At 61.6% G+C, this 26,451-nt stretch carries 23 protein-coding genes; 11 read left to right on the top strand and 12 right to left on the bottom strand.

From position 1 onward, the window contains the following. Window positions 1-116: 116 nt before the first annotated feature. Complete coding sequence (locus tag AC1DD7_RS02420; RefSeq protein ID WP_442006251.1) at window positions 117-587, bottom strand: Lrp/AsnC family transcriptional regulator; 471 nt, start codon at window positions 585-587, stop codon at window positions 117-119. A 194-nt stretch (window positions 588-781) separates the two neighbouring features. Here AC1DD7_RS02420 and pdhA point away from each other — a divergent pair, with 194 nt between their 5' ends. From pdhA to AC1DD7_RS02405, 3 genes are read left to right on the top strand one after another with little or no spacing between them, the layout of a single operon-like run. Then, window positions 782-1,951 carry a pyruvate dehydrogenase (acetyl-transferring) E1 component subunit alpha gene (gene pdhA, locus AC1DD7_RS02415; RefSeq protein WP_477513643.1) on the top strand — a complete coding sequence of 390 codons (1,170 nt, stop codon included), beginning with the start codon at window positions 782-784 and terminating at the stop codon, window positions 1,949-1,951. Next, window positions 1,951-2,961 (top strand): alpha-ketoacid dehydrogenase subunit beta, encoded by a 1,011-nt coding sequence (locus tag AC1DD7_RS02410; RefSeq protein ID WP_477513642.1) that lies wholly within the window; start codon window positions 1,951-1,953, stop codon window positions 2,959-2,961. The genes pdhA and AC1DD7_RS02410 overlap by 1 nt, the downstream gene beginning before the upstream one ends. Further along, window positions 2,958-4,451, top strand: coding sequence for a dihydrolipoamide acetyltransferase family protein (locus AC1DD7_RS02405; protein ID WP_477513641.1), 1,494 nt, complete (start codon window positions 2,958-2,960; stop codon window positions 4,449-4,451). Before AC1DD7_RS02410 ends, AC1DD7_RS02405 begins: the two co-directional genes overlap by 4 nt. Before the next feature lie 85 nt (window positions 4,452-4,536). On the opposite strand, the gene AC1DD7_RS02400 is transcribed toward AC1DD7_RS02405, so the two are convergent. The 3 genes from AC1DD7_RS02400 to AC1DD7_RS02390 form a co-directional block, all read right to left on the bottom strand. After that, window positions 4,537-5,409, bottom strand: coding sequence for an NAD-dependent epimerase/dehydratase family protein (locus tag AC1DD7_RS02400; protein WP_477513640.1), 873 nt, complete (start codon window positions 5,407-5,409; stop codon window positions 4,537-4,539). A 268-nt stretch (window positions 5,410-5,677) separates the two neighbouring features. Beyond that, entirely contained in the window at window positions 5,678-7,447 is a 1,770-nt protein-coding gene (locus tag AC1DD7_RS02395) for an HNH endonuclease signature motif containing protein (protein WP_477513639.1), read from the bottom strand. 80 nt (window positions 7,448-7,527) lie between these two features. Next, the gene (locus AC1DD7_RS02390; protein WP_477513638.1) at window positions 7,528-8,160 is read right to left on the bottom strand and encodes an SACE_7040 family transcriptional regulator; all 633 of its coding nucleotides are present in this window, start codon (window positions 8,158-8,160) and stop codon (window positions 7,528-7,530) included. 145 nt (window positions 8,161-8,305) lie between these two features. On the opposite strand from AC1DD7_RS02390, the gene AC1DD7_RS02385 reads away from it, so the two are divergent. Genes AC1DD7_RS02385 through AC1DD7_RS02355 form a run of 7 tightly spaced genes read left to right on the top strand, consistent with a single transcriptional unit; the run spans window position 8,306 to window position 16,258 of the window. After that, window positions 8,306-9,916, top strand: a complete 1,611-nt coding sequence (locus tag AC1DD7_RS02385; protein ID WP_477513637.1) for a carboxyl transferase domain-containing protein — start codon at window positions 8,306-8,308, stop codon at window positions 9,914-9,916. Between the two features lie 2 nt (window positions 9,917-9,918). After that, entirely contained in the window at window positions 9,919-12,138 is a 2,220-nt protein-coding gene (locus tag AC1DD7_RS02380; RefSeq protein ID WP_477513636.1) for an acetyl/propionyl/methylcrotonyl-CoA carboxylase subunit alpha, read from the top strand. Then, window positions 12,135-13,298 (top strand): acyl-CoA dehydrogenase family protein, encoded by a 1,164-nt coding sequence (locus AC1DD7_RS02375; RefSeq protein ID WP_477513635.1) that lies wholly within the window; start codon window positions 12,135-12,137, stop codon window positions 13,296-13,298. The genes AC1DD7_RS02380 and AC1DD7_RS02375 overlap by 4 nt, the downstream gene beginning before the upstream one ends. 20 nt (window positions 13,299-13,318) lie before the next feature. Further along, entirely contained in the window at window positions 13,319-14,107 is a 789-nt protein-coding gene (locus tag AC1DD7_RS02370; RefSeq protein ID WP_477513634.1) for a CoA transferase subunit A, read from the top strand. Then, window positions 14,104-14,856 carry a CoA transferase subunit B gene (locus AC1DD7_RS02365; protein ID WP_477513633.1) on the top strand — a complete coding sequence of 251 codons (753 nt, stop codon included), beginning with the start codon at window positions 14,104-14,106 and terminating at the stop codon, window positions 14,854-14,856. Before AC1DD7_RS02370 ends, AC1DD7_RS02365 begins: the two co-directional genes overlap by 4 nt. Continuing rightward, window positions 14,853-15,338, top strand: a complete 486-nt coding sequence (locus AC1DD7_RS02360) for a MaoC family dehydratase (protein WP_223948528.1) — start codon at window positions 14,853-14,855, stop codon at window positions 15,336-15,338. Before AC1DD7_RS02365 ends, AC1DD7_RS02360 begins: the two co-directional genes overlap by 4 nt. 44 nt (window positions 15,339-15,382) lie before the next feature. Then, on the top strand, window positions 15,383-16,258 hold the full coding sequence (locus AC1DD7_RS02355) for an HpcH/HpaI aldolase/citrate lyase family protein (protein WP_477513632.1): 876 nt from the start codon (window positions 15,383-15,385) through the stop codon (window positions 16,256-16,258). A gap of 82 nt (window positions 16,259-16,340) precedes the next feature. On the opposite strand, the gene AC1DD7_RS02350 is transcribed toward AC1DD7_RS02355, so the two are convergent. Genes AC1DD7_RS02350 through AC1DD7_RS02320 form a run of 7 tightly spaced genes read right to left on the bottom strand, consistent with a single transcriptional unit; the run spans window position 16,341 to window position 23,635 of the window. Next, complete coding sequence (locus tag AC1DD7_RS02350) at window positions 16,341-17,444, bottom strand: Gfo/Idh/MocA family protein (protein WP_477513631.1); 1,104 nt, start codon at window positions 17,442-17,444, stop codon at window positions 16,341-16,343. Then, on the bottom strand, window positions 17,429-18,130 hold the full coding sequence (locus tag AC1DD7_RS02345) for a ThuA domain-containing protein (protein WP_477513630.1): 702 nt from the start codon (window positions 18,128-18,130) through the stop codon (window positions 17,429-17,431). Before AC1DD7_RS02345 ends, AC1DD7_RS02350 begins: the two co-directional genes overlap by 16 nt. A 57-nt stretch (window positions 18,131-18,187) precedes the next feature. Next, the gene (locus tag AC1DD7_RS02340; RefSeq protein ID WP_431119418.1) at window positions 18,188-19,192 is read right to left on the bottom strand and encodes a sugar phosphate isomerase/epimerase family protein; all 1,005 of its coding nucleotides are present in this window, start codon (window positions 19,190-19,192) and stop codon (window positions 18,188-18,190) included. 11 nt (window positions 19,193-19,203) lie between these two features. Beyond that, window positions 19,204-20,463 carry a Gfo/Idh/MocA family protein gene (locus AC1DD7_RS02335; protein WP_477513629.1) on the bottom strand — a complete coding sequence of 420 codons (1,260 nt, stop codon included), beginning with the start codon at window positions 20,461-20,463 and terminating at the stop codon, window positions 19,204-19,206. A 13-nt stretch (window positions 20,464-20,476) separates the two neighbouring features. Next, window positions 20,477-21,382, bottom strand: coding sequence for a carbohydrate ABC transporter permease (locus AC1DD7_RS02330; RefSeq protein ID WP_477513628.1), 906 nt, complete (start codon window positions 21,380-21,382; stop codon window positions 20,477-20,479). 1 nt (window position 21,383) lies between these two features. Continuing rightward, window positions 21,384-22,313: a carbohydrate ABC transporter permease gene (locus tag AC1DD7_RS02325; protein ID WP_477513627.1), complete on the bottom strand. Its 930-nt coding sequence runs from the start codon at window positions 22,311-22,313 to the stop codon at window positions 21,384-21,386. Further along, entirely contained in the window at window positions 22,310-23,635 is a 1,326-nt protein-coding gene (locus AC1DD7_RS02320) for an extracellular solute-binding protein (RefSeq protein WP_477513626.1), read from the bottom strand. The genes AC1DD7_RS02325 and AC1DD7_RS02320 overlap by 4 nt, the downstream gene beginning before the upstream one ends. Before the next feature lie 252 nt (window positions 23,636-23,887). Here AC1DD7_RS02320 and AC1DD7_RS02315 point away from each other — a divergent pair, with 252 nt between their 5' ends. Beyond that, a complete protein-coding gene (locus AC1DD7_RS02315; protein WP_477513625.1) occupies window positions 23,888-24,982 on the top strand; it encodes a LacI family DNA-binding transcriptional regulator in 1,095 nt (364 codons plus the stop codon). Here the strand turns inward: AC1DD7_RS02315 and AC1DD7_RS02310 are convergent. Next, the gene (locus AC1DD7_RS02310) at window positions 24,954-26,432 is read right to left on the bottom strand and encodes a lipase maturation factor family protein (protein ID WP_477513624.1); all 1,479 of its coding nucleotides are present in this window, start codon (window positions 26,430-26,432) and stop codon (window positions 24,954-24,956) included. The genes AC1DD7_RS02315 and AC1DD7_RS02310 overlap by 29 nt on opposite strands. Between the last annotated feature and the right edge of the window lie 19 nt (window positions 26,433-26,451).

The following is a 26,451-nucleotide window of genomic DNA, read 5'->3' as shown; positions in this document are numbered from 1 at the left end:
CACCACGTAGCCGGAAACCGCTGGCCGGCCCCCGATGCGTCCATCTGAATCAAATCGCATTCACAGTTCGAGAGGCAAGGGCCAAAAGGGTAATAACGGCATGCGAAAACGAGGGTTCAGCCTTCAGAGCGCCGACCCAGCAGGGGTTGCACCCGGTACGGAATCATTTCCCGCATGGCCAAGGCAGTGTCGGTGCGGTCAACGCCGTCGCAGGCGAGGATCTTGCCGTTGATCCGGTAGAGGTCTTCGGCGTCCAGCGCCACCACCCGCAAGAGCAAGTCGGCTGATCCGGTCAGCCCGAAACCTTCAAGGATCTCCGGGATGTCCGCAAGGTCCTTCGCGAGCGAGGCGAGTTTCTGTTGCTGGACATGCACGGTGATGAACGCCGTGAGGGGGTAGCCGAGGGCAACCGGATTGATACGCCGCTCAAAGGAGAGAAAAGCATGCTTCTTCTCGAGTTGGGCCATGCGTGCCTGGACAGTATTGCGGGACAAGCCAAGTCTCTGGGCGAGGGCCACAACGGTCCCTCTGGGATCCTTTGCCATCGCTGAAAGGAGCCGGGTGTCAGTGCCATCCAAAGGTTGCATAATGCGCAAGATTAGCACGGCCCGGCCTCTCCCAACATGGCAGAATGCTCAAGTTTTTCGACGGTAGTTGTACCCGATGCGTCTTGTGAGTAGGGTCACAATTAACGCTGGCGAAGGAGCCAGGGGGTCGGTCTGCGCTTGGATCACAAGTCCAGCAGGGCCGGCAAAACCTAGCCGGAAGGTTGCGATCACCTGTGTTGACGGATAAGGCGGGCCAGGGAGTGCAAAATGACGCTCCGCGCCCCGGACAAAGTGCACATAATCCTCTGCGGACGGGGGGCGACCTCCTACAGTTGGTATCGCCGGAAGGCGAACGGATCAGCCACCCGGAATTTGATCTCTGGATCAAGGACATCGGCGATGAGCAGTTGGGCTCCTTGTTGGAGGACATGACAGTCATCCGCCGCATCGATACTGAAGCCACAGCCCTCCAGCGGCAGGGCGAACTGGCCCTCTGGCCGCCGCTGCTGGGACAGGAAGCAGCCCAAATCGGTTCAAGCCGCTCCTTGCGCGACGACGACTTTGTTTTCCCCAGCTACCGTGAAAGCGGCGTCGCGTACATCCGCGGCGCGCATGTCTCCGAGATCGCCCAGGTTTGGCGCGGAAATGCCCTCTACTCGTGGGATCCAAAGCGGATCAACATGGCGACGCCCCAAATCATCATTGGTTCCCAGAGCCTCCACGCCACCGGTTACGCCATGGGCGTCCAACTGGACGGCGCCAGCACGGCGGTCCTTGCTTACTTCGGGGATGGCGCCACGAGCGAAGGCGACGTGAGCGAGGCCATGGTGTTTGCGGCCAGTTTCCAGGCTCCCGTGGTCTTTTTCTGCCAGAACAACCATTGGGCCATTTCCGAACCTGTGCGCGTGCAGTCCCACGTTCAATTGGCCGACAGGCCAACAGGGTTCGGCATCCCCAGCTTGCGCGTTGACGGAAATGATGTCCTCGCCGTCATGGCCGCTACCCGCTGGGCTTTGGACCGTGCCCGCAGCGGCGGCGGCCCAACCTTTATCGAAGCAGTCACCTACCGCATGGGCCCGCACACTACTGCCGATGATCCCACGCGATACCGGGACCCGAATGAGCTGGAGGACTGGGCTGCCAAGGATCCTATTCTTCGTCTGCGGCGGCTCCTTGACGCCAAAGGCCTGCTCACCGAAGAACTGGAAGGCAGAGTCAAAGCCAAGGCCGACGCCGTCGCAGCCGAGCTCCGTACCAGTTGCGTCAACATGCCCGATCCGCAACCGTTGGACGTCTTTAACCACGTCTACAGCACACCCAATTCCTGGATTGAACGCCAGAAGGATCACTATTCGCGCTACCTGAACAGTTTCAGCCAGCCCGTCGAGGAAGGTGCACTCTGATGTCCAAGCTCACATTTGCCCGGGCTATCAACGCCGGCCTCCGCAAGTCCCTGGAAAACGATCCCAAAGTCATCCTCATGGGCGAGGATATTGGTTCCCTCGGTGGTGTCTTCCGAGTCACCGACGGACTCCAGAAGGACTTTGGAAAGCACCGTGTGATTGACACGCCCCTGGCCGAGTCCGGCATCATCGGAACCGCCGTGGGCCTGGCCTACCGGGGCTACCGCCCAGTGTGCGAGATCCAGTTCGACGGCTTCATTTATCCTGCTTTCGATCAGATCGTCAGCCAGGTAGCCAAGATGCACTATCGGACGCAGGGGCGGGTCAAGATGCCCATCACCATCCGCGTTCCGTTCGGTGGTGGCATTGGCTCACCGGAGCACCACTCGGAATCGCCGGAAGCTTATTTCACTCACACTTCAGGGCTTCGTGTGGTGGCGGTGTCCAACCCGCAGGACGCCTACACCATGATCCAGCAGGCCATTGCCTCGGATGATCCCGTTCTCTATTTCGAACCCAAGCGCCGCTACCACGACAAAGGTGACGTCGATGAGTCCATCGACCTCTCCAAAGCGATGCCATTGGACAAGGCAGCTGTGGTCAACGCCGGTTCGGACGTCACCCTGGTGGCTTACGGCCCTCTGGTAAAGACCGCCAAGGATGCGGCACAGGCTGCCGCTGATGAAGGAGTCTCCGTGGAAGTCATCGACCTGCGCTCGCTGGCTCCCGTTGACTACCCGGTGGTGGAGGCGTCCGTGCGCAAGACGGGCCGGCTGGTCATCACGCACGAGGCCGGACAATCCGGTGGCCTCGGAGCGGAGATTGCCGCCAGCATTACTGAGCGCTGCTTCAACTATCTGGAGTCCGCACCCGTCCGTATTACCGGCTTCGATGTTCCGTATCCCTACTCGAAGCTTGAAATGCACCATTTGCCGGACCTGGACAGGATTCTGGATGGCGTGGACCGCACGTTGGGCCGCCCCAACTCCCTGAGTGGACTGGAAGGATGACCGCCACCATGATCAAGGAATTCAGGCTGCCGGACCTTGGCGAAGGCCTGACCGAGTCGGAAATCCTGAGCTGGAAGGTCGCAGTGGGGGACACCGTCACCCTCAATCAGGTCATCGCCGAGGTTGAGACGGCCAAGGCCGTCGTCGAGCTGCCGTCGCCTTTCGCCGGCGTCGTAGCGGCCCTGCACGAGCAGCCCGGTTCCGTGGTGGAGGTCGGCAAACCGATCGTCTCCTTCGAAGTGGACGACGCCGGAGCCTCCAACGGGGGCAACGGACCTGCCGCTGGACATCAGGCTGCCGGCGAACCGGAGTCCACTAGCGAACCTGGATCGAACGGGGGATCTGGATCGAACAGCGCGTCTGGATCAAACGGAGGGCCGCAACCAGTCGAGGCGAGTGGGGCGGCCGCAAGTCCCGCCAAACGTGAGCCGAACCTGGTGGGGTATGGCGCCGTCGTCGAGCACGCCGGACGGCCGACGCGCCGGGTCCGTGCCAACGTCCAACCCGTCCAAACAGAAACCGTCCAACCAGAAACCGTCCAAGCCGAAACGCCGCAGGCTCGCCCGGCGGAAGTGGCGCGGGAGTCAACCCCTCACCCTGACGCAGCCACGGCTGAGCGTCCACGTTCCACACCGCCGGTCCGTAAGCTGGCGCGCGATCTTGGGATCGACCTGCAGCTGGTTCCCGGCACTGGCCCAGGGGGACTCATCACACGGGAAGACGTCCAGAACTTCACGGGTGGGGCGGAAGCCACAAGCGCAGTACCAACAGGGCCGGCAGCGATCGGCGAGCGTGAAACGCGTACACCTATCAAGGGTGTGCGGAAGTTCACTGCGGCCGCCATGGTGCAGAGCGCATTCACCGCGCCGCATGTGACGGAATTCCTGACGATCGATGTCACTGCCACCATGGAATTGCTGGCGCGGCTTCGGGCCAGCAAAGCGTTTGAGGGCTACAAGCTCACTCCGCTCACCATTGCGTCCAAGGCGGTCCTGATAGCGCTACGGAACAACCCAACGTTGAACTCGCGGTGGGACGAGGCGCGCCAGGAGATCATCCAGTACAACTACGTCAACCTTGGTATCGCGGCTGCTACGCCCCGGGGACTGACGGTACCGAACATCAAGGATGCCGATCGCCTGACCCTACGGGAACTTGCTACAGCGTTGTCGGAACTGACAGACACCGCACGTGCAGGCAAGACGTCTCCATCAGACCTTTCGGGCGGCACCATCTCCATTACCAACATCGGAGTATTTGGGATCGACGCCGGAACGCCCATCCTGAATCCGGGCGAGGCTGCCATCGTGGCCTTGGGTGCAGTGCGGAAGGCGCCGTGGGTGGTGGATGATGAGATCGCTGTACGGCAGGTGATGTCCCTGAGCTTGTCCTTCGACCACCGCTTGGTGGATGGGGAACAGGGTTCACGCTTCCTGGCGGACCTTGGCGCTATCCTGTCCGATCCCGCCATGGTGTTGACTATGGTCTAGCTTCACGAACGTAGGAAGCTGCGCCGGCCCACCCCTTTACGAGTGCTTGCAGGAAACTGCGGCTAAGGGGTGGGTCGTCGCGCGTTCAGTCTTCTGTGGGCGTGGTCCGATTGGAGTGGACATCACGCCAGCTGTGTTCCGGTTCAAAGCCAAGGAGCTGCCGGGCTTTGTCGATGGACAGCAGCGTTTCATGCTGGCCCAGTTCCTTGACAACCTCGACGCCGGGAAAGACTTCCGCGGCAAGCTCGGCGCTGCTTCGGCTCATCACGGTGTCAGAAGCGGCGATGATGAAGGTCTCGAAACCGGGTGCACCTTTCTCCAAGGCGCGGACAACGGCCTGGGCGCCGTCGCGGGCATCGATATAGCCCCAGAGATTCCACTTGCGCAGGGTGGCGTCCGAGTCAAAGGACGGGAAGGCGTCGTAGTCTTCGGGCTCCATCACGTTGGAGAACCTTAGTGCGGTGATGCTCAACGCCGGGTCCCAGCGCGTGAGCTGGATGGCCATCTGCTCCTCGAGGTGCTTCACGAGGGAGTACGTGCTTTCAGGCCGCGCCGCGTACTCCTCATCCACCGGAATGTAGGGAGGGTCGATGTCGAAGGGGAGTCCCAGGACCGTCTCGCTGGAGGCATAAACCACCTTCTTGATGCCCGCTCGCCGGGCTGCCTGAAAGACGTTGTAGGTGGAGAGCATGTTGTTTTCAAAAATTGCGGCGTCCGGAGCCAAACCCGGTGCGGGGATGGCGGCAAGATGGACGATCGCGTCCAAGCCGCTGTGTTGGTCGTCCAAGCCGAGGACGACGTCCAGGACCTGCCCATAATTGCGGAGGTCCACGTTTACGTAGCCCCGGCCCCTCTTGCCTGCGCGGTCAACGTTGAGCACGTGGTGGCCATCCTGCCTCAGCCGGCGGACCACGCTCCTGCCCAATTTTCCGCTTCCGCCGGTTACGGCAATCCTCATGGTGCGCTCCTCGATAGTGGCTGGTACCAACCCTGTTGCTTTATGGATTCAGTATGGGTTCGAGCTTCAGCCTAGGCTCCACTTCCGCCCCGCACAGCCCCCGAAGCTGGCCCTGTGAGTCCTAGGAATACTGGAACGGCCCAAGAACATACGCGCGCAGGCACCCGGCACCCATCTGTGCAGCGAATCCGGCACCCTTGAGCATCAGGCACACTTCCGCATACCGGGGCACCGCCCTGGCCGTACCCGGCATCCTTGTCGGGCAGGTTTATGTTCTCTGGGGTGTGTGGTGGTGGTTGCGTCGTGGTGTTTGTTTGGGGTCGATGTGTGGTGGTGGGGTGAACCAGGGCACGCCGGTGGTCATGTCGATCCGCCAGTTTTCCTTGTGGATGAGGTGGTGGTGGTGGCTGCAGAGCAGGGTGCCGTTCTCGGTGGAGGTGGTGCCGCCGTGTGACCAGTAGGTGATGTGGTGGGCTTCGCACCAGGGGGCGGGCATGGTGCAGTCGGGGAACGCGCAGCCGCCGTCGCGGGCGGTGATGGCTTTGCGGATGTGGGGTGGGAAGATCCGGGTGGTGCGGCCGATGTCCAGGACGCGGGAGTCGCTGCCGAGCAGGACGGGGAGGATGTCCGCGTCGCAGGCGATTTTGCGGATGGTGTTGGGGTGCATCGGGCCCAGGAACGTTGCTGTGCCGGTGCTGAGTCGTTGGTGGTCGGTGCGTCGTTCGAAGAGGTCGCGTTCGTCGATGGTGAGTGTGAGTTGGGGTCGGAGTCCGCCGTTGGCTGGCAGTTTCCCGGTGGTCATCGCGACGGCACAGGCTCCGACGAGTCCGTCGAGGAGTTTCATGGGGCGGGAACGCCGGTCCAGATCCGGTCCGGTGGGATTACTATCCGTGGTGAGTCGTGGGTTGGTGGCGGTGTGCATGGCGGTGGCCAGGGTTTCGTATTGTTCTGCGGTGGCGAAGATTTCGATGTGGTGGAGCCCGTGGCGGCGTCGGCGGCGGAAGAACGCGCCTTGGAGTTGGCGGAGAACTTCTTCGGACGGTTCGGGACCGTCTTGGTCGATCGAATCGACCCAGCGTTTGGCCATTTTGGTGACGAAGTCCGGGTCGGACTCGATGGCGGTGCGGGTGAGGGCGTGTTCCATCCGGGTGAGGATGTCGTCGTCGGTGAGGAGGCGTACTTTTTCCAGTGCGCTGCTGATGATCGTCGCGGAGCGGGAAGGCACCAGGGCTGAGGAGAGGGCTTCGGCCAGCACTTCGCGCCGGGCCGGGATCTCTTGCCCGGCCAATCCGGCCTGCCGAAGGACGTCGGGTGCGAGGGCGAGCCTGCGCCGGGCTTCCCCGATGCTGATCCGCAACCGGGCCCGAAGGAACTCTGCGGCATTCCGGTACCCGTCGTCCAAAGGGCTCGCTTTGCCGGCGGCGGCCCAAGCCGCTGAGTCTGCTGCACTCACGGAACTGGCGTCACCCACGGAAGGTGCTGCTTTTGGGGAGCGTGCTTCACAAGCGGAAGCTGACGCCACATCTGATCCTGGCTCCGGTTCAGTCAAACCTGTCCGCCACTTCGGTGCGCCAGCCGACGACCCGGATCCTGCTTGCTGTGCTTCCTTCCGGGTCCTTTCCACCGCCTGCGCTGCGACAACCTGCAAGTACTCCAAGGACCGGGAGATCTCCTCGATCCTGCCGGCAAAGTCAGCGGCCTCAAGAAACCCAAACAGCCGCGCCGCATCGGCCGCTGCGGACAACCGCAAGGGGTCCAGAAGAGCCGCGCCGTCCTCAAGAAGAGCCGCCAGGTCCCGTCCGGGCGCCGCAGGACTGGGGTGCCTGTTTTCAAAATGGGGGCCCGGCTGAGCCAGCCCGGCTCTGTTGCCCAGCCCGTGGAAATGGCCGATCGCGATGATGGACGCGGTCGAATCCTTGAACCCCGCCTTGACCAAGTCCGGCATGCTCAAGAAGCGCTGCGACCGGGCCGCGGCCAGGGCAGCGACAACAGGGGACGGTTCCGTCCGAAGTGCCGTTAGCTGCCCCATATCTTCCATGATCAAATCATTTCATCGGGGTCCGACAATTTAAGGGGGACCTGGAAGAGGGCCGCCAATCTCCCGAAAAGAGTAGACAATCAGGCTGAAGTGAGAGCGGCCAAAGCCATCTGTTCCAAGATCGGCCTGGCAGACTTCACGGCGATCTTCCGTCCGTGATGGCGGACGGAGTGAGGCGTTGAATTGATCAGGCCAAAGGCTGCATGCGCCCGGACGCGGAGGCCGGCGACATCCGCGCCGGAGTGGATGCGTGCCAGGACGTCCACCCAGGTTTCAACGTAGGCGCGTTGCAAGGACCGGACTTCGGCTTGGTCCGTGCTGCTGAGGCTGCCGAAGTCGCGGTCCTGGACGCGTATGACGTCCGGGTTGCTCAGCGCAAAGTCCACCTGGAACTGGATCAAGCTCTTCAGTGCATCCAAGGGGTTCTCCGCTTCCGCGACCACGCGGAGGCCGCCGTCGAGCAGGTCGCGGCTGACGCTGAGGAGAAGCTCGCCGAGGACAGCCTGCTTGCCGGGGAAGTGCCGGTAAACGGCAGGCCCGCTGACGCCTGCGGCAGCACCAAGATCCTCAAGCGAAACCCGGGTGAAGCCATTTTCTGCAAAGAGTCCCGCGGCCGCTGAAAGCAATGCCAGCCTGCGGAGTTCTTTGGCTTGGCCTCGCTGTGTTGCTGCGGCTGGGCTGCGGACTGTGCTTGTTTCCGGGCCTCCGGTCACGTTCTCCTCCTTGGTGCCACTGCCAGAGATGTGGGTTTGCGCGGGTCCCACTGTGCTGGACATCACAGTTAATAAAGACTAACCTAAATTTCAGTTACGTGGCACTAACCGAAATGGCCTGGGGCCGGGAATGGAACAGTGGTCAATGGAGACAATCGCCAGCTTGGCAGGACCCAACAGCGGCACCTTTGAAGCCAATCAGGAAGCGCAGCTGGCCCTCGTGGGGGAACTGAAGGAAAGGCTTGCCACGGCAGCCCTGGGGGGACCCGCGAAGTCCAGGGAGCGTCACGTTGCCCGAGGCAAACTGTTACCCCGGGAGCGAATTGACTACCTCCTGGACGAGGGCAGCCCCTTCTTGGAGATAGCGCCCCTGGCCGCACATGGCATGTACAACGATGATTCGCCGGGCGCAGGAGTGATTGCCGGTATTGGGTTGGTCCATGGCCGGCATGTCCTGGTGATTTCCAACGATGCCACGGTCAAGGGCGGCACGTATTACCCCATGACGGTCAAGAAGCACCTCAGGGCTCAGGAAATTGCCCTGGAAAACAGGCTTCCGTGTATCTACCTGGTGGATTCCGGGGGAGCGTTCCTGCCCAAGCAGGATGAGGTTTTCCCCGACAAAGAGCACTTTGGCCGGATCTTCTACAACCAAGCGCGCATGTCGGCGGCCAAGATTCCGCAAATCGCCTCTGTGATGGGTTCGTGCACGGCCGGCGGAGCCTATGTTCCGGCCATGAGTGACGAGACCGTGATCGTCCGCAATCAGGGCACCATCTTCCTCGGGGGTCCGCCACTGGTGAAGGCAGCGATTGGCGAGATTGTGACCGCTGAGGAACTAGGTGGCGGCGAGGTGCACTCCAGGATTTCCGGAGTTACAGACCACCTGGCCGAAAACGATCAGCACGCGCTGGAGATCGTCCGGGACATCGTCGGCACGTTGCCCAAGCCAGCCCCGCCGGCGTGGGACGTGCTCGACGTCGTCCTGCCGCCCGTCGTCGACCCTTCCGGGATTTATGGCGTGGTCCCCACAGACGTCAACGCCCAGTACGATGTCCGCGAAGTCATCGCCCGGCTCGTGGACGGATCCCAATTCCATGAGTTCAAGAAGAACTACGGCACCACGCTGGTAACTGGATTCGCTCATCTCCATGGACACCCCGTTGGCATCGTGGCCAACAACGGGGTCCTGTTCAGTGAGTCCTCGCTCAAGGGCGCCCACTTCATCGAGCTCTGCGATCAGCGCGGGATCCCGCTGATCTTCCTGCAGAACCTCTCCGGTTTCATGGTGGGCAAAGACTACGAGCAAGGCGGCATTGCCAAGAACGGCGCAAAGATGGTCACCGCCGTCGCAACGGCGAGGGTCCCCAAGCTGACAGTTGTCATCGGCGGCTCTTTCGGCGCCGGTAATTACTCCATGTGCGGGCGTGCCTACTCGCCGCGTTTTTTGTGGATGTGGCCCGCAGCCCGTATTTCGGTAATGGGCGGAAACCAGGCATCCAGTGTCCTTGCAACGGTCAAACGGGACCAGTACGAGGCCGCTGGCCAGGAATGGTCCGCCGAGGAAGAGGAGGCCTTCAAAGCTCCCATTAAGCAGCAGTACGAGGAACAAGGCAGCCCCTATTACTCCACCGCCCGGCTTTGGGATGACGGCATCATCGATCCCGCAGACACCCGACGGGTCCTGGGCATGGCTTTGGACGTCGTCTCCCGCCAGCAACTGCCCGAGACCTCCTTCGGCCTCTTCAGGATGTGACCATGACTCTGCCAACCACCACAGCATCAGCCGCCACCGTGGCGTCCCGTCCGTTCAGCGCCGTCCTCGTTGCCAACCGTGGAGAGATCGCTTGCCGCGTGATTCGAACCCTCCGGGACATGGGCATCCGCTCCATTGCCGTCTATTCGGACGCGGACAAGCACGCCAAGCATGTGGCGCTTGCCGATACCGCAGTGGCAATCGGGGGGACGGCGCCCTCGGAGAGCTACTTGAAAATCGACGCCATCATCGATGCCTGCCGCCGCAGCGGCGCGGTGGCAGTCCATCCTGGATACGGCTTCCTGTCCGAGAATGTGGAGTTCGCCAAAGCCCTTGACGCGGCGGGGATCACGTTTATCGGACCGGGCGTTGACGCAATCGAGGTCATGGGAGACAAGATTCGTTCCAAGAATCACGTCATGGCCTACGACGTCCCGTGCGTACCGGGAATTGCGGTACCCGGCCTCACTGATCAGGAACTGATCGACGCTGCGCCGTCGGTAGGCTTTCCTTTGCTCATCAAGCCCTCGGCAGGCGGCGGCGGCAAAGGGATGCACATCGTGGAGCGGCCCGAAGACATGGCTGCCACACTGCAGACCGCACGGCGCGTGGCAGCTTCGGCGTTTGGGGATGACACGCTGTTCCTGGAACGGCTCATCCAGGCACCCCGCCACATCGAGGTCCAGGTCCTCGCGGATAACCACGGCAATGTCATCCACCTGGGCGAGCGCGAATGTTCCCTCCAGCGCCGCCATCAGAAAGTCATCGAGGAAGCTCCTTCAGCACTCTTTGAATCACTGGCGGACGGCCCGGCCGAACGGGCCCGCATTGGAGAGGCAGCCTGCAACGCAGCACGTTCGGTCAAATACAGCGGTGCCGGCACCGTGGAATTCCTGGTGTCCGACGAACATCCCGATGAGTTCTTCTTCATGGAGATGAACACGCGCTTGCAGGTGGAGCACCCCGTCACCGAAATGGTCACCGGGATGGACCTCGTTGAATGGCAGGTGCGGATCGCCGCCGGTGAGGTACTCACCGTTGCGCAGTCCGACGTCGTTCTTGAAGGCCACGCCGTAGAGGCGCGCGTCTATGCCGAAGTGCCGGAGCGGAACTTCATGCCCTCGATGGGGCGCGTCGTGGCGCTCGCCGAGAATGGCGGGACGGATCCCAAGGTGCTCGGCGAGCAACGCTCCCACGCGAACGTCCGGATCGACTCCGCTATGCGCGAGGACCTTGAGATCACCGGCGACTACGATCCCATGCTGGCCAAGGTCATCGCCTGGGGCGAAAACCGCACCGCTGCGCTGGACACCTTGGACGCTGCCCTGGGCAGGTACACCCTCCTGGGCTTGGACACGAACGTGGAATATCTCCGGCTGCTGATCAATGATCCTGACGTCCGCGCCGGCCACCTGGATACGGGGCTGATCGAACGCAAGCTGCCGTCCATGGAATTCAGGCACGCAGGCGCCAACGAGTTGATCGCCGCCGCCCTGACGCTGTGGCTCGAAAAGAAGGCAAACTCTGGTGCTTCTGCCCAAGCCGGCAACGCCTGGAGCTCGCCTGACTCGTGGCGCGTTGGCGCCCGCGGCGCCTGGAATGCCACGTTCGGACTGCCGGGTGGCGGCACCTCCACCGTTGCTTTGACTGAGGACTCCGGCACCTTCTCGGCAGTCATCGACGGCGGACCTGACGCCGGCCGTTCGGCCAAAGTCAACGCCGTGGAACGGACCGGAGACGGCATCGTCCTGGAGCTCGACGGCGGTCGGGTCACCTATGCGGTGGGGCTGCCACCAGCCGAGGCGCACGGAATCCGGGCGATCTACCTTGGCAACAACGGCTGGTCCTGCCGCCTGGAAGTCCTGGACCGCGCCGAACGTCTTCAGAGGATGCTGGCAGGCATCCAGCGCGAAGAGGGTGCCGCAGATCCGGAGGTGCGCTCGCCGATGCCCGGAACGGTGGTTTCGGTGGCAGTGGCCAACGGAGACATGGTCCAAGAGGGGCAGCCGCTCCTGGCAGTGGAAGCCATGAAAATGGAGCACCAACTGGTGGCATCGGTCTCCGGGACCGTCCACCTCACCAGCAAACCGGGCGACCTGGTCAAAGCCGACCAAGTGCTCGCCACTATTCACGCAGCAGACCCTCTTGAAGGGCCCGCACAAACAGACAAGCCCGCTGAGACAGACAAGCCCGCAGACACAGACAAGGACCTCCAGCCATGAGCAGTTTTGACCTGAACGAGGAATACCAGGACCTGAGTGATTCCGTCCGCGAATTCGCCGACGAAGTGGTGGCACCCGTATCTGCCAAGCACGATGAAGAACACAGCTTCCCCTATGAAGTGGTAAAGCAGATGGGGGAGATGGGGCTGTTCGGCCTTCCGTTCCCGGAGGAGTTTGGTGGCATGGGCGGGGACTACTTTGCCTTGGCGCTGGCTTTGGAGCAGTTGGGCCGGGTGGACCAGTCCGTGGCAATCACGCTTGAGGCCGGTGTGTCCCTGGGCGCCATGCCGGTGTACCGTTTCGGCACGCAGGAACAGAAGGATCGCTGGCTTCCGGAGTTGGCATCCGGACGATCCTTGGCCGGATTCGGGTTGACCGAGCGTGAGGCCGGTTCCGATGCAGGTGGTACCAAGACCCACGCCCACGTGGACAACGGGGAATGGGTCATTAATGGCAATAAGGAGTTCATCACGAATTCGGGCACGGATATCACCACTTTGGTGACGGTCACTGCCGTCACCGGTAAGACGGAAAACCCCGATGGCAGCGCCAAGAAAGAAATATCCACCATCCTGGTGCCCACCGAAACCCCGGGCTTCAAGGCAGAGAAGGCTTACAACAAGGTGGGCTGGAACGCGTCGGACACGCACCCTCTGACTTTGGACAACGTCCGGGTTCCTGAAGCGAACCTCCTGGGCCAGCGGGGCAGGGGATATGCCAACTTCCTGTCCATCCTTGACGAGGGCCGCATTGCCATTGCCGCCTTGGGTACAGGTGCGGCCCAGGGTTGCGTGGATCTTTCGGTGAAGTATGCCAAGGAACGCAGCGCTTTTGGCCAGAACATCGGCAAGTACCAGGCCATCCAATTCAAGATCGCCAGGATGCAGGCCAGGGCCCATACGGCTCGTTTGGCCTATTACGATGCAGCAGCGAGGATGCTGGCCGGCAAGCCGTTCAAGACTGAAGCGGCCATCGCTAAGATGGTCGCAGGCGAGGCAGCCATGGACAACGCACGGGACGCCACCCAGGTGTTCGGTGGCTATGGCTTCATCAACGAATTCACAGTGGCGCGCCATTACCGCGACTCCAAGATTCTTGAAGTTGGGGAGGGAACCACTGAGGTCCAGTTGATGCTCATCGCCCGCGAGCTGGGTCTGTAACCGTAGGGGAAGGATCAAGGATGATTGACAAGGTTGTTGCCAGCGCCGCGGAAGCGGTGAAGGACATCCCGGACGGCGCCTCGCTCGCTGTCGGCGGTTTTGGCCTATGCGGAATCCCCGTGTCGCTGATCGACGCGCTCCACAGCCAAGGCACCACGGACCTGGAGACCGTGAGCAACAACTGTGGCGTGGACGATTGGGGCCTCGGAATCCTCCTCAAGGATGGACGAATCCGGCGCACCATCAGCTCCTATGTGGGTGAGAACAAGGAGTTTGCCAGGCAGTACCTCGCCGGCGAACTGGAGGTGGTCCTCACCCCGCAGGGAACCCTCGCCGAGAAACTGCGCGCAGGGGGCGCCGGTATTCCCGCCTTTTACACGAAGGCCGGTGTGGGCACGCAGGTCTCCGAGGGCGGCTTGCCGCAAAAGTACGACGCCGAAGGGAACGTTGCGATCGCCTCGGCCCCTAAAGAGGTGCGCACCTTCCAGGACGCCGACTACGTGTTGGAAGAATCGCTGACGCCGGACTTCGGGCTGGTCCATGCGTGGAAGGGCGACCGCCACGGCAACCTCGTTTTCCATGCAACAGCCATGAACTTCAACCCCCTTTGCGCCATGGCTGCGAAGACAACCATTGCCGAAGTCGAAGAGCTCGTGGAAACCGGCGAGCTGGACCCGGAACACATCCATACCCCTGGCATTTTCGTGCAAAGAGTGGTGGTGGCTCCCGCAACGGAGAAACGGATTGAGAAACGGACGGTGGCTCTGACCACCGGCCAGGCAACCGGGCAGGCAGGAGCAGCACAGTGAACGACAACTCGTATCATGACATCCCGCCCCGTCCCGAAGCCGTGCGGCATGAGTACCGCCGTGCCGACGTCGACCATCACGAAGCCAAAGGCTGGAGCCGCAACGAACTTGCCGCACGGGTAGCCCAGGAACTCACCAACGGCCAGTACGTGAATCTGGGGATTGGCATGCCCACCCTGATTCCCAACTACATTCCTGCGGGTGTGGAAGTAATCCTCCATTCCGAGAACGGCATCCTGGGCGTCGGACCTTACCCGGCCGAGGACCGGGTTGATCCGGACCTCATCAACGCCGGCAAGGAAACTGTCACCATCAAACCGGGCGCTGCGTTCTTCGATTCGGCCTCATCCTTTGGCATGATCCGGGGCGGCCACGTGGATGTGGCGGTCCTGGGTGCCATGGAAGTGGCTGCCAACGGCGATCTTGCCAACTGGATGATCCCCGGAAAGATGGTCAAGGGCATGGGCGGGGCCATGGACCTCGTGTTCGGCGCCAAGAAGGTGATCGTCATGATGGAGCATGTGGACCGCAGCGGCAGGCCCAAAATCGTCAAGGACTGCACTCTGCCCCTGACGGGCAAGGGCTGCGTAGACCGGATCATCACCGACCTCGCCGTGATTGACGTCGTCAAGGACGAGGGGGAACCGCGGCTGGTGCTTCGCGAACTGGCCCCCAACGTCACCTTGGACGAGGTCGTGGCTGCCACCGGAGCTGAACTCTTCGAAGAGGACCAGGAACTCACCGTATGACGCGTGTTGTTGAGCAGCGTGGACTGTACTTCGATGAGCTGGAAGAGGGCGTGATCTACGCCCACAAGCCTGGACGAACCGTGACGGAGACGGACAACGTCCTGTTCACTACCTTGACCATGAACACCCAGGCGCTGCACCTCGACGCAGCTTGGAGCTCCGCGCAGCCGTTCGGGCAGCGGTTAATGAATTCGATGTTCACCTTGTCCACAATGGTGGGGCAGTCGGTGACCCAGCTGACGCAGGGCACCATCATCGCCCAGTTGGGGCTGACGGATGTCACCTTTCCCCACCCGCTCTATCACGGGGATACCCTGTACACGGAAACGGTGATCACCGCCAAACGGTTGTCGTCCTCGCGTCCGGGCCAAGGCGTGGTGACCATGCAACATACTGGCAGGAACCAGGACGGAGTGGTGGTGGCACTGGCCACGCGCACCTGCCTGATGTGGACCCAGGAAGCACACGCCGCGCAGTCCTAGGCCGTTTCCGCATTTGTCAGCATTCCAGCAGCAAGGAACTCTTCATGCCTTCTCCCGACTCTTCCCTCCGCGGCGCGGTTACGCCGTTCACCATGGGGCCGGCACTCCTCTTTTGCCCCGCTGACCGGCCCGAGCGTTTCGGCAAGGCCGTGGAGCGCTCGGACGCAGTGATCCTGGACCTCGAAGATGCCGTGGCTCCGGGGGACAAGCAGCGGGCACGGGGCGCGATCCTCGCGCAGCTCGGATCCGAAGGAGACACTGCTGAGCTGGACCCGAGCCGGACGATTGTGCGCGTCAACCCTGTGGGCTCCGCGGAATTCGAGAAGGACCTGCACAGCCTGGCGCACACTCCCTACCGCACCGTCATGCTCGCCAAGGCGGAGAGCGCCGGGCAGCTCAGGGCACTTGAGGGTTACCGCGTGATCGCACTCTGTGAAACGGCCGCCGGCATCGTCAATGCTTCAGCCATCGCCGCGGAACCCAACGTGGTTGCCTTGATGTGGGGCGCGGAGGACCTGCTCGCTTCCCTGGGCGGTCTCTCCAGCAGGAACGACGACGGCGGTTACCGGGCCGTGGCCCTGCACTCACGGTCCGCTGTGCTGCTAGCCGCCAAAGCCGCAGGCAAGGAAGCCATCGACTCCGTGTATGTGGACATCCCCGATCTTCAGGGCCTGGCTGTCGAATCCCTTGATGCCGTGGCCAGCGGTTTCGGTGCTAAAGCCTGCATCCACCCGAGCCAGGTGGCAACAGTCCGCGAAGCTTACGCACCAACGCCTGAAGCCGTGGCCGAGGCCGCCGAGCTTCTCGACGCAGCATCTGCGGCCGGAACGGGCGTCTTCCAGTTCAAAGGCAAGATGATCGATGGCCCCATCCTCAAACACGCCGAGGCAACACTGCGCCGGGCGCGGCACACGAAGTAACAGTTGACCCCCATGTTGTGGAAGAACATGGGGGTCAACTGTCACCTCGGCGTGCCCTGCGGCACCCCTCAATTCATATTGTCTAGGCGCGTACCGGCGTCGAAAGTTCTGCCAGTTCCACCATGTCCGGCCGCCTGACGGTGCTCTGGATGGCCACTGCCCGTCCTGTCTTGGCGGATTCCAGCACAGATTCCATGACCTCAAGGGCATGGAACGCGAGTTGGCCACCGGCGCGGGGTTCTTGTCCCGCCGGAGTAGCTGACAAATCGGCGATGCCAAATCCGCGGCCAGCGTCAACGTAACCCGCGGATACAGGCAGCGTTTTCCACTCCTCGGCTCCCAACTCGAACAGCTGCACATCGCCGTCGAAGTGGTTGGGATCCGGAACAATGAGCGAACCCTTCTCCCCATGGATTTCGATGTTGGGGCTCTTGGTCTTGACGGCGTCGAAGCTCATGAACAGCGTAGACAGCGCGCCGGAAGCATGGACGAGGACACCCGTGACGTGGGAATCGATCTCCACCGGTACTTTTTGCCCTTGGCGGGGACCCGAACCGATGGTGCGTTCGCTGCGGGTGTGGCTGGCCGCTCCCACCACCGACACTACGGGGCCCAGCAAGGTGACCAGTGCTGACACGTAGTAGGGACCCATATCCAGCAGCGGTCCGCCGCCGGGCTGGTAATAGAAATCAGGATTCGGATGCCAGCGCTCATGCCCTGGCGTAGCCATGGTGGCTGTCGCCGAAACGGGAGCGCCAATCAGGCCGTCGTCGATCGCTTTTCGGGCGGTCTGGATACCGGTGCCGAGGACAGTATCCGGAGCGCACCCCACAATCACTCCCGCAGCGTCGGCTGCTTCGAGTACTTGCCGGGCCTCGGCCGTGGTTGCCGCCAACGGCTTCTCGCCGTAAACCGACTTGCCCGCCGCGATGGCCTTGAGCGCGATCTCAGCATGCGCTGCCGGGATGGTCAGGTTGAGGACAAGTTCGACGTCGTCCGCCTCAAGCAGCTCATCCACGGACAATGCACGGACGCCGTCGTAGGAGTCGGCGACAGCCTGGGCGCGGGCGGGATCGAGGTCCGCGACGGCCACGAGGTTGATGGATTCCAGCCGGCGGAAGTTTGTCAGATACTGGGCGATAATGGCGCCGCAGCCAATGATTCCTACATTCAGCGGGATGCCCACAGCATGCCCCTTTCGATGATGGTGCGGACGTTGCTGTCCTGGAGGATTTCCACGCGGTGACCGGGAGTGGAGACGAAGATTCTTCCCTTGCCCCATTGCCTGGTCCAAATGGCGGGGGAGGTGACCTCACGGTTCCACGGGTCCCATTCGCGGACTTTTTGCGTAGTGGTCGCCAGGACGTCGATGTAGTCATCGGCCAGGACCCAATACTGCTCGGTGACGAGGTCAAAGTCTCCGATTCCCTGCGTAATGGGATGCTCTGCTGCGGCCGGGAGCATATTCACCGTGTAGGGAACGTAGTTATCTGACTGTTCGCCGATCCGTTCGTCCTCCTGCTTGCCGGGGTGGCAGGCGAACTGGCCCCCGATCAAGTGAAGGTAGTCCGAAGTATTGCGGTAGGAATCGGCGATTCCGCCATGCCATCCGGCAAGTCCAGTGCCATTTTCGACGGCGGCGCGGAGCCCCTCGAACTCGTCCTTTTCGATGGTGGACATCGTCATGCACTGCACGATCAGGTCCACGCCGGCCATGTATTCAGTGTCCGCGTAGATTTTGGGAGATTCCTCCACCCTGACCTCATAGCCGTTCGCTTTGAGGAAGGGGAGGAACAGTTCGGTGGCTTCCACCGGCTGGTGTCCGTCCCACCCGCCTCGAACCACAAGTGCGGTCTTACTCTTGGTTGTCATGTTTTCCTTCGTATTCGTAAACGTCCGGGTGAGTCTGTTGGCTGATCCAGAGCGGGTTCAGCGGGCGGCAAATGCGGCATCGAAAGCTGCAGCCGGGGGCCGGATGGCAGCCAGTCGGCGGACCATGTCCAACGCTTCCGGAGCGCCGATCAGCCGGTCCATGCCTGCGTCTTCCCATTCGATGCTGGTGGGTCCGGCATACCCGATCGAGTTGAGCATCCGGAAAATGGGTTCCCAGTTCACGTCTCCATGGCCTGCGGTGACGAAGTCCCAGCCACGGCGGGGATCCGCCCAGGGTAGGTGGGATCCAAGGCGACCGTTGCGTCCATTGAGTTGGCGCACGGATTCCTTCACATGGACATGGAAGATTTTGTCCGCGAAGTCCTGCAGGAACATCACCGGGTCAAGGTCCTGCCAGATGAAGTGGGAGGGGTCAAAGTTCAGGCCAAAACTGTCCCTGTGCCCGATCGCTTCCAGTGTGCGTTTTGCGGTCCAATAGTCGTACGCGATCTCCGACGGATGAACTTCCAAGGCAAAACGGACTCCTACCTCGTCAAAGACATCCAGAATGGGGTTCCAACGGTCTGCGAAATCCTGGTAGCCGCGCTCGATCATGCCTTCTGAAGCCGGCGGGAACATCGCAACGCACTTCCAGATGGACGAGCCCGTGAACCCCGTGACGGTCTTGACGCCAAGCCTTGCTGCCGCACGTGCCGTGGTCTTCATCGCTTCGGCAGCACGCTGACGGACGCCCTCAGGTTCGCCGTCACCCCAGACGTCGGGTGCCAGGATGTCCCGGTGACGTTCATCGATGGGGTCATCGCACACTGCCTGTCCGGTGAGGTGGTTGGCGATCGCATGGACCGAGAGATGGTGCTTCTCCAGGATGTCCAGCCTGCTTTGAAGATACGAGTCGTCCTCGACGATGCGCCGGGGATCCAAATGATCGCCCCAGCAGGCAATCTCCAGGCCGTCGAAGCCCCACTCGCCAGCCAGGCGCGCTACTTCCTCAAACGGCAGATCGGCCCACTGGCCGGTAAAAAGGGTGATGGGTCGGGTCATGATGATTCCTCTCAGACGTTCTGCCAGCGGCTCGCGTTGCCCGCGCTCGCCTCAACGGCGGCCAGCACCTTTTGGACCTGCAAGGCATCAGAGAACGACGGCGAGGGCTGCTCCCCGGCGCCGATGGCATTCACCAGGTCCACCACCTGGTGCGTGAATCCGTGCTCGTAACCAAGGCCGTGCCCGGTGGGCCACCAATTGCCCGTGTACGGATGGGACGGCTCGGTGACGATGATCTTGCGGAATCCGGCGTCAGGTTCCAGCGCCGAATCGTAGACCTGAAGCGAGTTCATGTCCTCGAAGTCGAAAGCCAGCGAGCCCTTGGTCCCGTTGAGCTCCAGGCGCATGGCGTTCTTGCGGCCCAGGGCAAAACGTGTCGCTTCGAAGATGCCGATTGCCCCTGCCACAGCGCCGGAATCAGTGCCGGAAGAAGTCCCGACGTCGGTGCCTTCCTTGGCGGTGGTGGCGGCAGCATCGGCGTCGTGCTTTCCGCTAAACCGGGCGGTGAACAGCGCGGCGTCGTCCACGGTGACGGGGCCCTTGGGAGCGTCCGAACCGCCGCGGCCGCCGAGTCCCACGTAGTCTCCACCTACTGGCCGTTCCTTCACGAAGGTTTCCAGCAGGGCCGAGACTCCGGTGATTGTGGAGCCCGTAATCCACTGCGCGGCGTCAATGCTGTGGGCGCCGATATCGCCCAAGGAACCGGAGCCGGACTTGGACTTGTCCAGGCGCCACGTGAGCGGCGCATCCGCGTCACTGAGCCAGTCCTGCAGGTATTGCGCCCGGACATGGCGGATGTTGCCCAGGCGCCCTTCCTCCACCATCCGTTTGGCCAAAGCCAAAGCCGGAGTGCGGCGGTAACTGAAGCCGCACATGGACAGTACGCCGCGCTCGGCTGCCGCCTGGGCAACCATTGTCATTTTCTCCGCCTCTTCCACTGAATTGGCCAGTGGCTTTTCGCAGAGCACGTGTTTGCCCGCTTCCAAGGCCGCGATGGCGATCTCGGCGTGCGTGTTTCCGGGGGTGCAGATATCGATGAGGTCAATGTCATCGCGCTCGATCAGGCGGCGCCAGTCGGTTTCAACGGAATCCCAACCGTACTTGGTGGCAGCTGCACGCACGCCGTCCGGGTTGCGGCCGGCGACGGCAGTCAGTTCAGGTATCAGGGGGAGGTCGAAGAATCGCGGGGCTGTCCGCCAGGCATGCGAGTGGGCAGCGCCCATGAAGGCATAGCCCACCATGCCCACGCGGAGGCGTTTGGGTTCTGACATGTGAAGGTCCTTTCTACTTGCTGAAGCCTGCCGTAAGGCCACTGACCAGCTGACGGCGTCCGAGGACGTAAATCACCAGGATTGGCAGGGTGCTCAGGACAACGGAGGCAAGCACGGCGGGGATGTTGACGCTGAACTCGCCCTGGAAAGTCCACAATCCCAACGGGAGGACGCGGAGTCCGGGGCTTTGGGTGAGTACCAGGGGCAGCAGGAATCCGTTCCAGACATGCAAGCCGTTGTAAATTGCCACGGTTACAATCGCCGGACGGGTCAAGGGCAGCGCCAACCTCCACATCGTTTGCCAATCACTGCAGCCATCCAGGCGCATTGACTCGAACAATTCGTTCGGCACATCGCGGATGAAGTTGGACAGGATCAGAACCGTCAACGGAATGGCGAACGCTATGGAGGGAAGCATGATGGCAAGGAGGCTGTCATACAGGTTCAGCCGGATGATCATCAGGTAGATCGGAATGATGGTTGCCTGGAGCGGAATCGCCAAGCCCATGAGGAACATGCCGTTAACAAACTTCAGGTATCGGCCGCGACCACGAACGATCGCGAAGGCGGCCATGAAGGAGATCAACACCGTGGGGACCACGGAGCCAAGTGTGACCATCACGCTGTTCATGAAGTACGTGGTGAAGTTGGCCTCGAGAACCAGTTGGTAGTTCTCCAACGTAGGAGCCGCCGGGAGGGCCAACGGATTCTGCCCGAAGTACCCTTCGGACGTCTTCAAGCTGGTGATGACGATGTAGTAGATCGGCACAATGATGATGGCCAGCCATATCCAACCGCCAAGGCCTCCGGGAATGTTCAGCCGCCTGACCCGTGAACCAAGGCTCTGCTTGGCCTTGATGGAATGGCCCGGGGGATTGGCTGGAGCGATTTTCGAATCGCTGTGAAGGACAGTGCTCACCTTACAAACCTTCCAATTGGCTGCCCTGCTTGTCCTTGCCTCCAAGGCGCTGGAGGAACAAGGCAAGGACAAGGCCGATGACGACGAGGATGACCGCGATGACACTTGCCGGGCCCATCAGGTTGGCCCGGAAGCCGCGCAAGTACATGTCAAGCGCCAGGATGCGGGTGGAATTACCCGGGCCGCCACCGGTCAGGACAAAGATGAGGTCGAAGTACGTCAGCGATCCGACCACCATCAGGGTGGACGAGGTGATGATGGTGTATTTCAGTTGCGGAAGCGTGATGTGGAAGAACTGCTTAATGATTCCCGCACCATCGATCTGTGCTGCCTCATACAGGGACTTGGGGATTTGCCGGACACCACCTTGGTATATGAGCGTATGGAAGGGCACGAACTGCCAGGCGATCACAAAGATGACCAGGCCCAATGCCAACTGTGGGACGCCCAGCCAGTCTTGGGCCAGGAAGGGCAAGCCCAGCCCCATGGCCAGCCCAAAGTTAGGGTCCAACAATGCTTTGTACGCAATAGCAACTGCCGCGGAGGAGAGGAGAAGCGGCAAGAAGTACAACACCGCCAAGGCAGCCCTGTAACGCTGTGTGCCGGCGGTGAAGACTCCCAGGAGAAGGCTGATGGGAGTCTGAACCAGCCAGGAGACGATCATGATCAGGAAAGTCAGGCCCAGTGCGTTGTACAGTCCGGTGTCGCTGAGAACTGAGGACCAGTTCTCCAGGCCGGCTGCTCCGATGGCGCCGATGCCGTCCCAGTTGGCGAAGCTCAGAACCAGGACACCTACCAGTGGCGCAAGTGCGAACACCACGAAGAAGATCAAAGCCGGCACCGTCAGCCACGCAAGTGCAGATTTTTGCTGCCCGCTCTGCTCGATTTTCCGCGATGCAGTGGCAGCCCTTTGAGTGGTTGTTGAGCTCATTTGCCCAGGGTGGCATTCATGTTCTCGGCGAACTGCTGTGGCGTGATCGACTTGAGGAAGAGCTGGTCGATGTTGTTAAGCAGGGCCTCGGCCGCAGTCGGGCTCAGGGCTTGATCCCATGACTGCTGGAAGTTCGGGGCATTTTTGGCCAGGTCGTAGACGAAGTTCAGGAAGTCCTTGTCCGGGGACGTTGCGAGCTTGTCTTCAATTCCGTTGACGATCGGGACCGAACCGGAGTTGATGTAGGCGTCGATGACCGTGTCCGTCATGATGCCGTCCTTGAAGAACTTCTTGGCCGTTTCCTTTTCCTTGTCGGTGGCCTTGGCCGAAATCGACATGTACTGGGCGGGGTTGCCTACGCCATTCTTCGGATCTCCCTTGCCTCCCGGGATCGTCGGGAACGTGACGAAGCCCAGTTTTCCGTCCTGGACGAAGTTCTGGCCTTCCTTCTTCATGGGTCCGTACGTCCAGGAGCCTTGAAGCAACATTGCGGCTTTGCCCGTGAACAGCAGCGCCTGATCCGCTTTCGAATCTGCCGTAATGGAGGAGAAGCCCTTGATGAAGCCATCGGCGGACACCAGTTCCTGGATCTTGGTACCCGTTTCGATCACGGCCGGATCCATCCAGGCATTGGGCTTGCCTTCGAAAATCGAAGTGAACACCTCGGCCCCTCCGATGCGGTCCAGCAGGTATTCCAGCCACATCATGGAGGTCCAGCGGGATTGACCGCCCAAGGAGAACGGGGCTACTCCCATGTCGTTGAAGGTCTTTACCAGCGACATGACGTCGTCCCAGGTCTTGGGTGGCTGCACCCCGGCCTTTTCAAAGAGCTCTTTGTTGTAGAACAGGACAACAGGGGCCACGTACTGGTTGGGGAGGGCGTAGATCTTGCCGTTGACGGTGGCTGCACCGAAAGAAGCGGGGAAGAACTTGTTTTTCAGATCCGGGTTGGCCTCGAACCAGCTGGTGAGGTCCTCCACCTGCTTGGCCTCGGCGTAGGTCTTCAACGTCCCGCCTCCCCATCCGTAAACAATCGTGGGTGCCTGGCCGGCGCCGATCGCGGTTTTGATCTTCGTTTTGTAAGCATCGTTCTGGAAGTACGTCACAGCGATCTTGTTATCGGGATTCGATGAGCCAAAAGCATCGACGGCTTTCTGGATGGTGGTCTGGTTCGGCTCACCGGAGAGGAACCACATGCTGGCGCCTCCGCCGCTTGCGCTGCCCGGTCCGGACGTACCGCAGGCACTGGTTGCCATGACTGCGAATGGCGTAACTGCCGCTAGAGCCAGAAAAGAACGCCGTGATGATTGGAACTGCTTCATTGCTTCTCCATGTGTAGTCGCCTCGTTGGGCACGTTGCGGTGCCCATCTCCCAAAAGGAGTGACCATTTCCCGAAAAATATCGAAATATTTCGCGAATGCGGTTTAGGTCACGGTCTAAACTAAAGTGCAATTCATCACACGTCAAGGCTTACTTTGGCTCTGATTGGCCCCATGGTGCAGCTCGCTTGAGCTTTCCATTCGCTTACCGCATACTCGAACCAAGCCGAAATATTTCGAAAACAGGGGGATTCATGGAACACGAGCAACGTCCGCTCAAGCTCACACTGGCTGCGGTAGCGAAAGAAGTGGGTGTTTCAGCGCCCACAGTTTCCAAAGTGGTGAACGGCAGGGAGGATGTCGCTGAGGAAACCCGGGCGCGCGTGCTGGCGGCCTTGCAGCGAACCGGATATAAGTCGCCCCTGCAACGCAAGAGTCCTCCGCCCCAGCAGTCAGTTGAGGTGGTTTTCGACTCCCTGAACTCGGCCTACTCCGTGGAAGTCCTCAACGGTGTCATGGAGCACGCGGCGGTGTCGGACATGGAGGTCATCCTCTCGGTGACCAGCAGGCAAACAGCGTCGCCGTTGGGCCCCGAAGAACGGGCCCAGCGCATCATCGACGAAGGCCGCAGCGGAATGATCGTGGTCACTTCCGCCTTTGGGTCCGCACAGTTGGAAGCCTTCCAACGCCGCCGGATCCCCATCGTGGTGGTTGACCCCCTCAATCCGCCGCCGGCAGACGTCTTCAGCGTGGGTGCCAGCAACTGGGCCGGGGGCAAGGCCGCGGCGACGCACCTGCTCGAGTTGGGACATCGCAGGATCGCCTATATAGGCGGACCTGCCACGGCAGAATGCAGCCAGGCACGGCTCCACGGCTACATGGCGGCACTCATGGCAGAGGGCATCACCGTGGACGACGACTATGTGTCCTCCGGCGCGTTCCGGCCCGAGAACGGTGTAAGAGGCATGAAGGCCCTGCTGGCACTTGAGGATCCGCCCACGGCAATATTCGCTGGAAGCGACAGCATCGCGCTCGGTGTCCTGGCAGAAGCGCGAAGGCAGAACATCCGGATTCCGGAGGACATGAGCCTCGTTGGTTTCGACGGCACACACCAAGCGGAAGAATCCGTTCCACCCCTGACGTCCGTGTCACAGCCACTACAGGAGATGGGCCGTTCGGCCCTGCGGTTCATCCTGCGCCAGGTCCGTGGCGAGGACATCGACTCCCGAAGGGTGGAGCTTGCTACGCATCTGGTGGTTCGTGAGTCCACAGCACCACCGCCCGCATCCAAGCCCGCGTCCAAGGCCAAGTCAGACAACGCTAAAGGAGCCGCCGACGTCGAGGCGTAAGCGAGACCGGTGGAATGGCGTCAGACAGCAACACCCGCACCCAACGCTCACCCGTCTCACGGAACTCCGCACGGCTGGCGAAACGGTAAAGATAGCTGCGTGCACGCACCCAACGCGGGCGTTCGCCGTCGAACGGGTCATGGCGAAGCAGCCCAAGAGTGGGCTTGTCTGCCTCCAACAGCTTCTCCAGGAAGGCGTAGAACCACCCCTCGTGGACGGTCCGCAGCGGCAGGAACCACATGAGCCAATCAAGCCTGAGGTGATACGGCGCCCATTGTCGTGGGAGGCGGCGCACGTCCCCGGGTTTACCTTTGAAGCCGTACTCCAGCCAGTGCTCGTCAGCTGCATCCGGCTCTTCTGCTGTGGTGCCTTCAACGACGATCTCGATCCGCTGCTTCGTCACTGTACCGAACGCACCATAGGCATTGACCAGGCGCCAGCGATTGAAGCTCGCATTCATGAGTTGCTGGCGCGAGAAGAGGTTCAGGAGGGGGCGATAACTAAGGACCAGCAACAGGACCGTCACGGCAAGTACGACGACGAGCCACCACACCGGAGTTTCGGCACCTGTGTGCCACTGGAGCGGGATGACGGGAAGAACCGCATGCGCCACCGGATCACTCACGGCAGCGAAGGCGAGAACGATTGCCATCCAGTTCAGCCAGGCAAAATTACCGCTGCCCACCAACCAAAGCTGCGTCACGATGATGATTCCTGCCGCGATACTGGCCAGCGGTTGGGGCGCGAACAGGAAGAACGGAACCACCAACTGCGCGAAGTGGTTTCCCACCACTTCCACTTTGTGCAATGGGCGGGGGAGGAGATGGGCCTGCCTGCTGAGCGGTCCGGGCATCGGCTGCGTCTCGTGGTGATAGAACATCGCCGTAAGGTCCCGCCACTCACGGCCGCCCCTGATTTTGATCATTCCCGCGCCGAACTCAAGCCGGAACACCAGCCACGCAATCAGGATCAGGATGGTGGTGGGTGGCGGAACCTGGTCCGAGCCAAGGAAAGCTACGGTGAAACCGGCCTCCAGCAACAGGATCTCCCAGCCAAAGCCGTAGAACGTCTGGCCCACATTCACGATCGACATGTACAGGAACCAGAGGGTGAGGAACGCCAGCATCGGCAGCCACGGTGGTCCCAGCTGCGGCAAGCCCAACACCAGCAAGGCGGACACCGCATTTCCCACCCAACAGACTGCCCGCAGCAGGGCATCGGAGTACCGCCACTGGAAGAGAGTGGGCCGAGCCAGGCGGCGGGCCATCCCAAGGAACGAAGGTACGGGAAGCAGGCCGTGCTCGCCAAGGAGTGCAGGAAACTGGTTCATGGTGGAGAGGAACGCAACCAGATAAAGGGCGGCAGTACCGCGTTGCAATACCTGCCGCGCGAATTCGTAGTCCCGCGCGTCAAACCAGTCCTGCGCGTCAAACCAGGCCAGCCACTCCACAATTCCACGTTACGCGCGG

Source organism: Paenarthrobacter sp. 10L412 (assembly GCF_056395565.1).
The sequence above is the reverse complement of the archived record's forward strand: the minus strand, read 5'-3'. Positions and strand labels throughout refer to the sequence as shown.

What these genes read in the sequence shown, in the direction of transcription:
- AC1DD7_RS02420 (WP_442006251.1), bottom strand. Translation starts at nt 587, where the DNA reads ATGCAACCTTTGGATGGCACTGACACCCGGCTCCTTTCAGCGATGGCA.
- AC1DD7_RS02410 (WP_477513642.1), top strand. Translation starts at nt 1,951, where the DNA reads ATGTCCAAGCTCACATTTGCCCGGGCTATCAACGCCGGCCTCCGCAAG.
- AC1DD7_RS02405 (WP_477513641.1), top strand. Translation starts at nt 2,958, where the DNA reads ATGACCGCCACCATGATCAAGGAATTCAGGCTGCCGGACCTTGGCGAA.
- AC1DD7_RS02400 (WP_477513640.1), bottom strand. Translation starts at nt 5,409, where the DNA reads ATGAGGATTGCCGTAACCGGCGGAAGCGGAAAATTGGGCAGGAGCGTG.
- AC1DD7_RS02395 (WP_477513639.1), bottom strand. Translation starts at nt 7,447, where the DNA reads ATGGAAGATATGGGGCAGCTAACGGCACTTCGGACGGAACCGTCCCCT.
- AC1DD7_RS02385 (WP_477513637.1), top strand. Translation starts at nt 8,306, where the DNA reads ATGGAGACAATCGCCAGCTTGGCAGGACCCAACAGCGGCACCTTTGAA.
- AC1DD7_RS02380 (WP_477513636.1), top strand. Translation starts at nt 9,919, where the DNA reads ATGACTCTGCCAACCACCACAGCATCAGCCGCCACCGTGGCGTCCCGT.
- AC1DD7_RS02375 (WP_477513635.1), top strand. Translation starts at nt 12,135, where the DNA reads ATGAGCAGTTTTGACCTGAACGAGGAATACCAGGACCTGAGTGATTCC.
- AC1DD7_RS02370 (WP_477513634.1), top strand. Translation starts at nt 13,319, where the DNA reads ATGATTGACAAGGTTGTTGCCAGCGCCGCGGAAGCGGTGAAGGACATC.
- AC1DD7_RS02360 (WP_223948528.1), top strand. Translation starts at nt 14,853, where the DNA reads ATGACGCGTGTTGTTGAGCAGCGTGGACTGTACTTCGATGAGCTGGAA.
- AC1DD7_RS02355 (WP_477513632.1), top strand. Translation starts at nt 15,383, where the DNA reads ATGCCTTCTCCCGACTCTTCCCTCCGCGGCGCGGTTACGCCGTTCACC.
- AC1DD7_RS02345 (WP_477513630.1), bottom strand. Translation starts at nt 18,130, where the DNA reads ATGACAACCAAGAGTAAGACCGCACTTGTGGTTCGAGGCGGGTGGGAC.
- AC1DD7_RS02340 (WP_431119418.1), bottom strand. Translation starts at nt 19,192, where the DNA reads ATGACCCGACCCATCACCCTTTTTACCGGCCAGTGGGCCGATCTGCCG.
- AC1DD7_RS02335 (WP_477513629.1), bottom strand. Translation starts at nt 20,463, where the DNA reads ATGTCAGAACCCAAACGCCTCCGCGTGGGCATGGTGGGCTATGCCTTC.
- AC1DD7_RS02325 (WP_477513627.1), bottom strand. Translation starts at nt 22,313, where the DNA reads ATGAGCTCAACAACCACTCAAAGGGCTGCCACTGCATCGCGGAAAATC.
- AC1DD7_RS02320 (WP_477513626.1), bottom strand. Translation starts at nt 23,635, where the DNA reads ATGAAGCAGTTCCAATCATCACGGCGTTCTTTTCTGGCTCTAGCGGCA.
- AC1DD7_RS02315 (WP_477513625.1), top strand. Translation starts at nt 23,888, where the DNA reads ATGGAACACGAGCAACGTCCGCTCAAGCTCACACTGGCTGCGGTAGCG.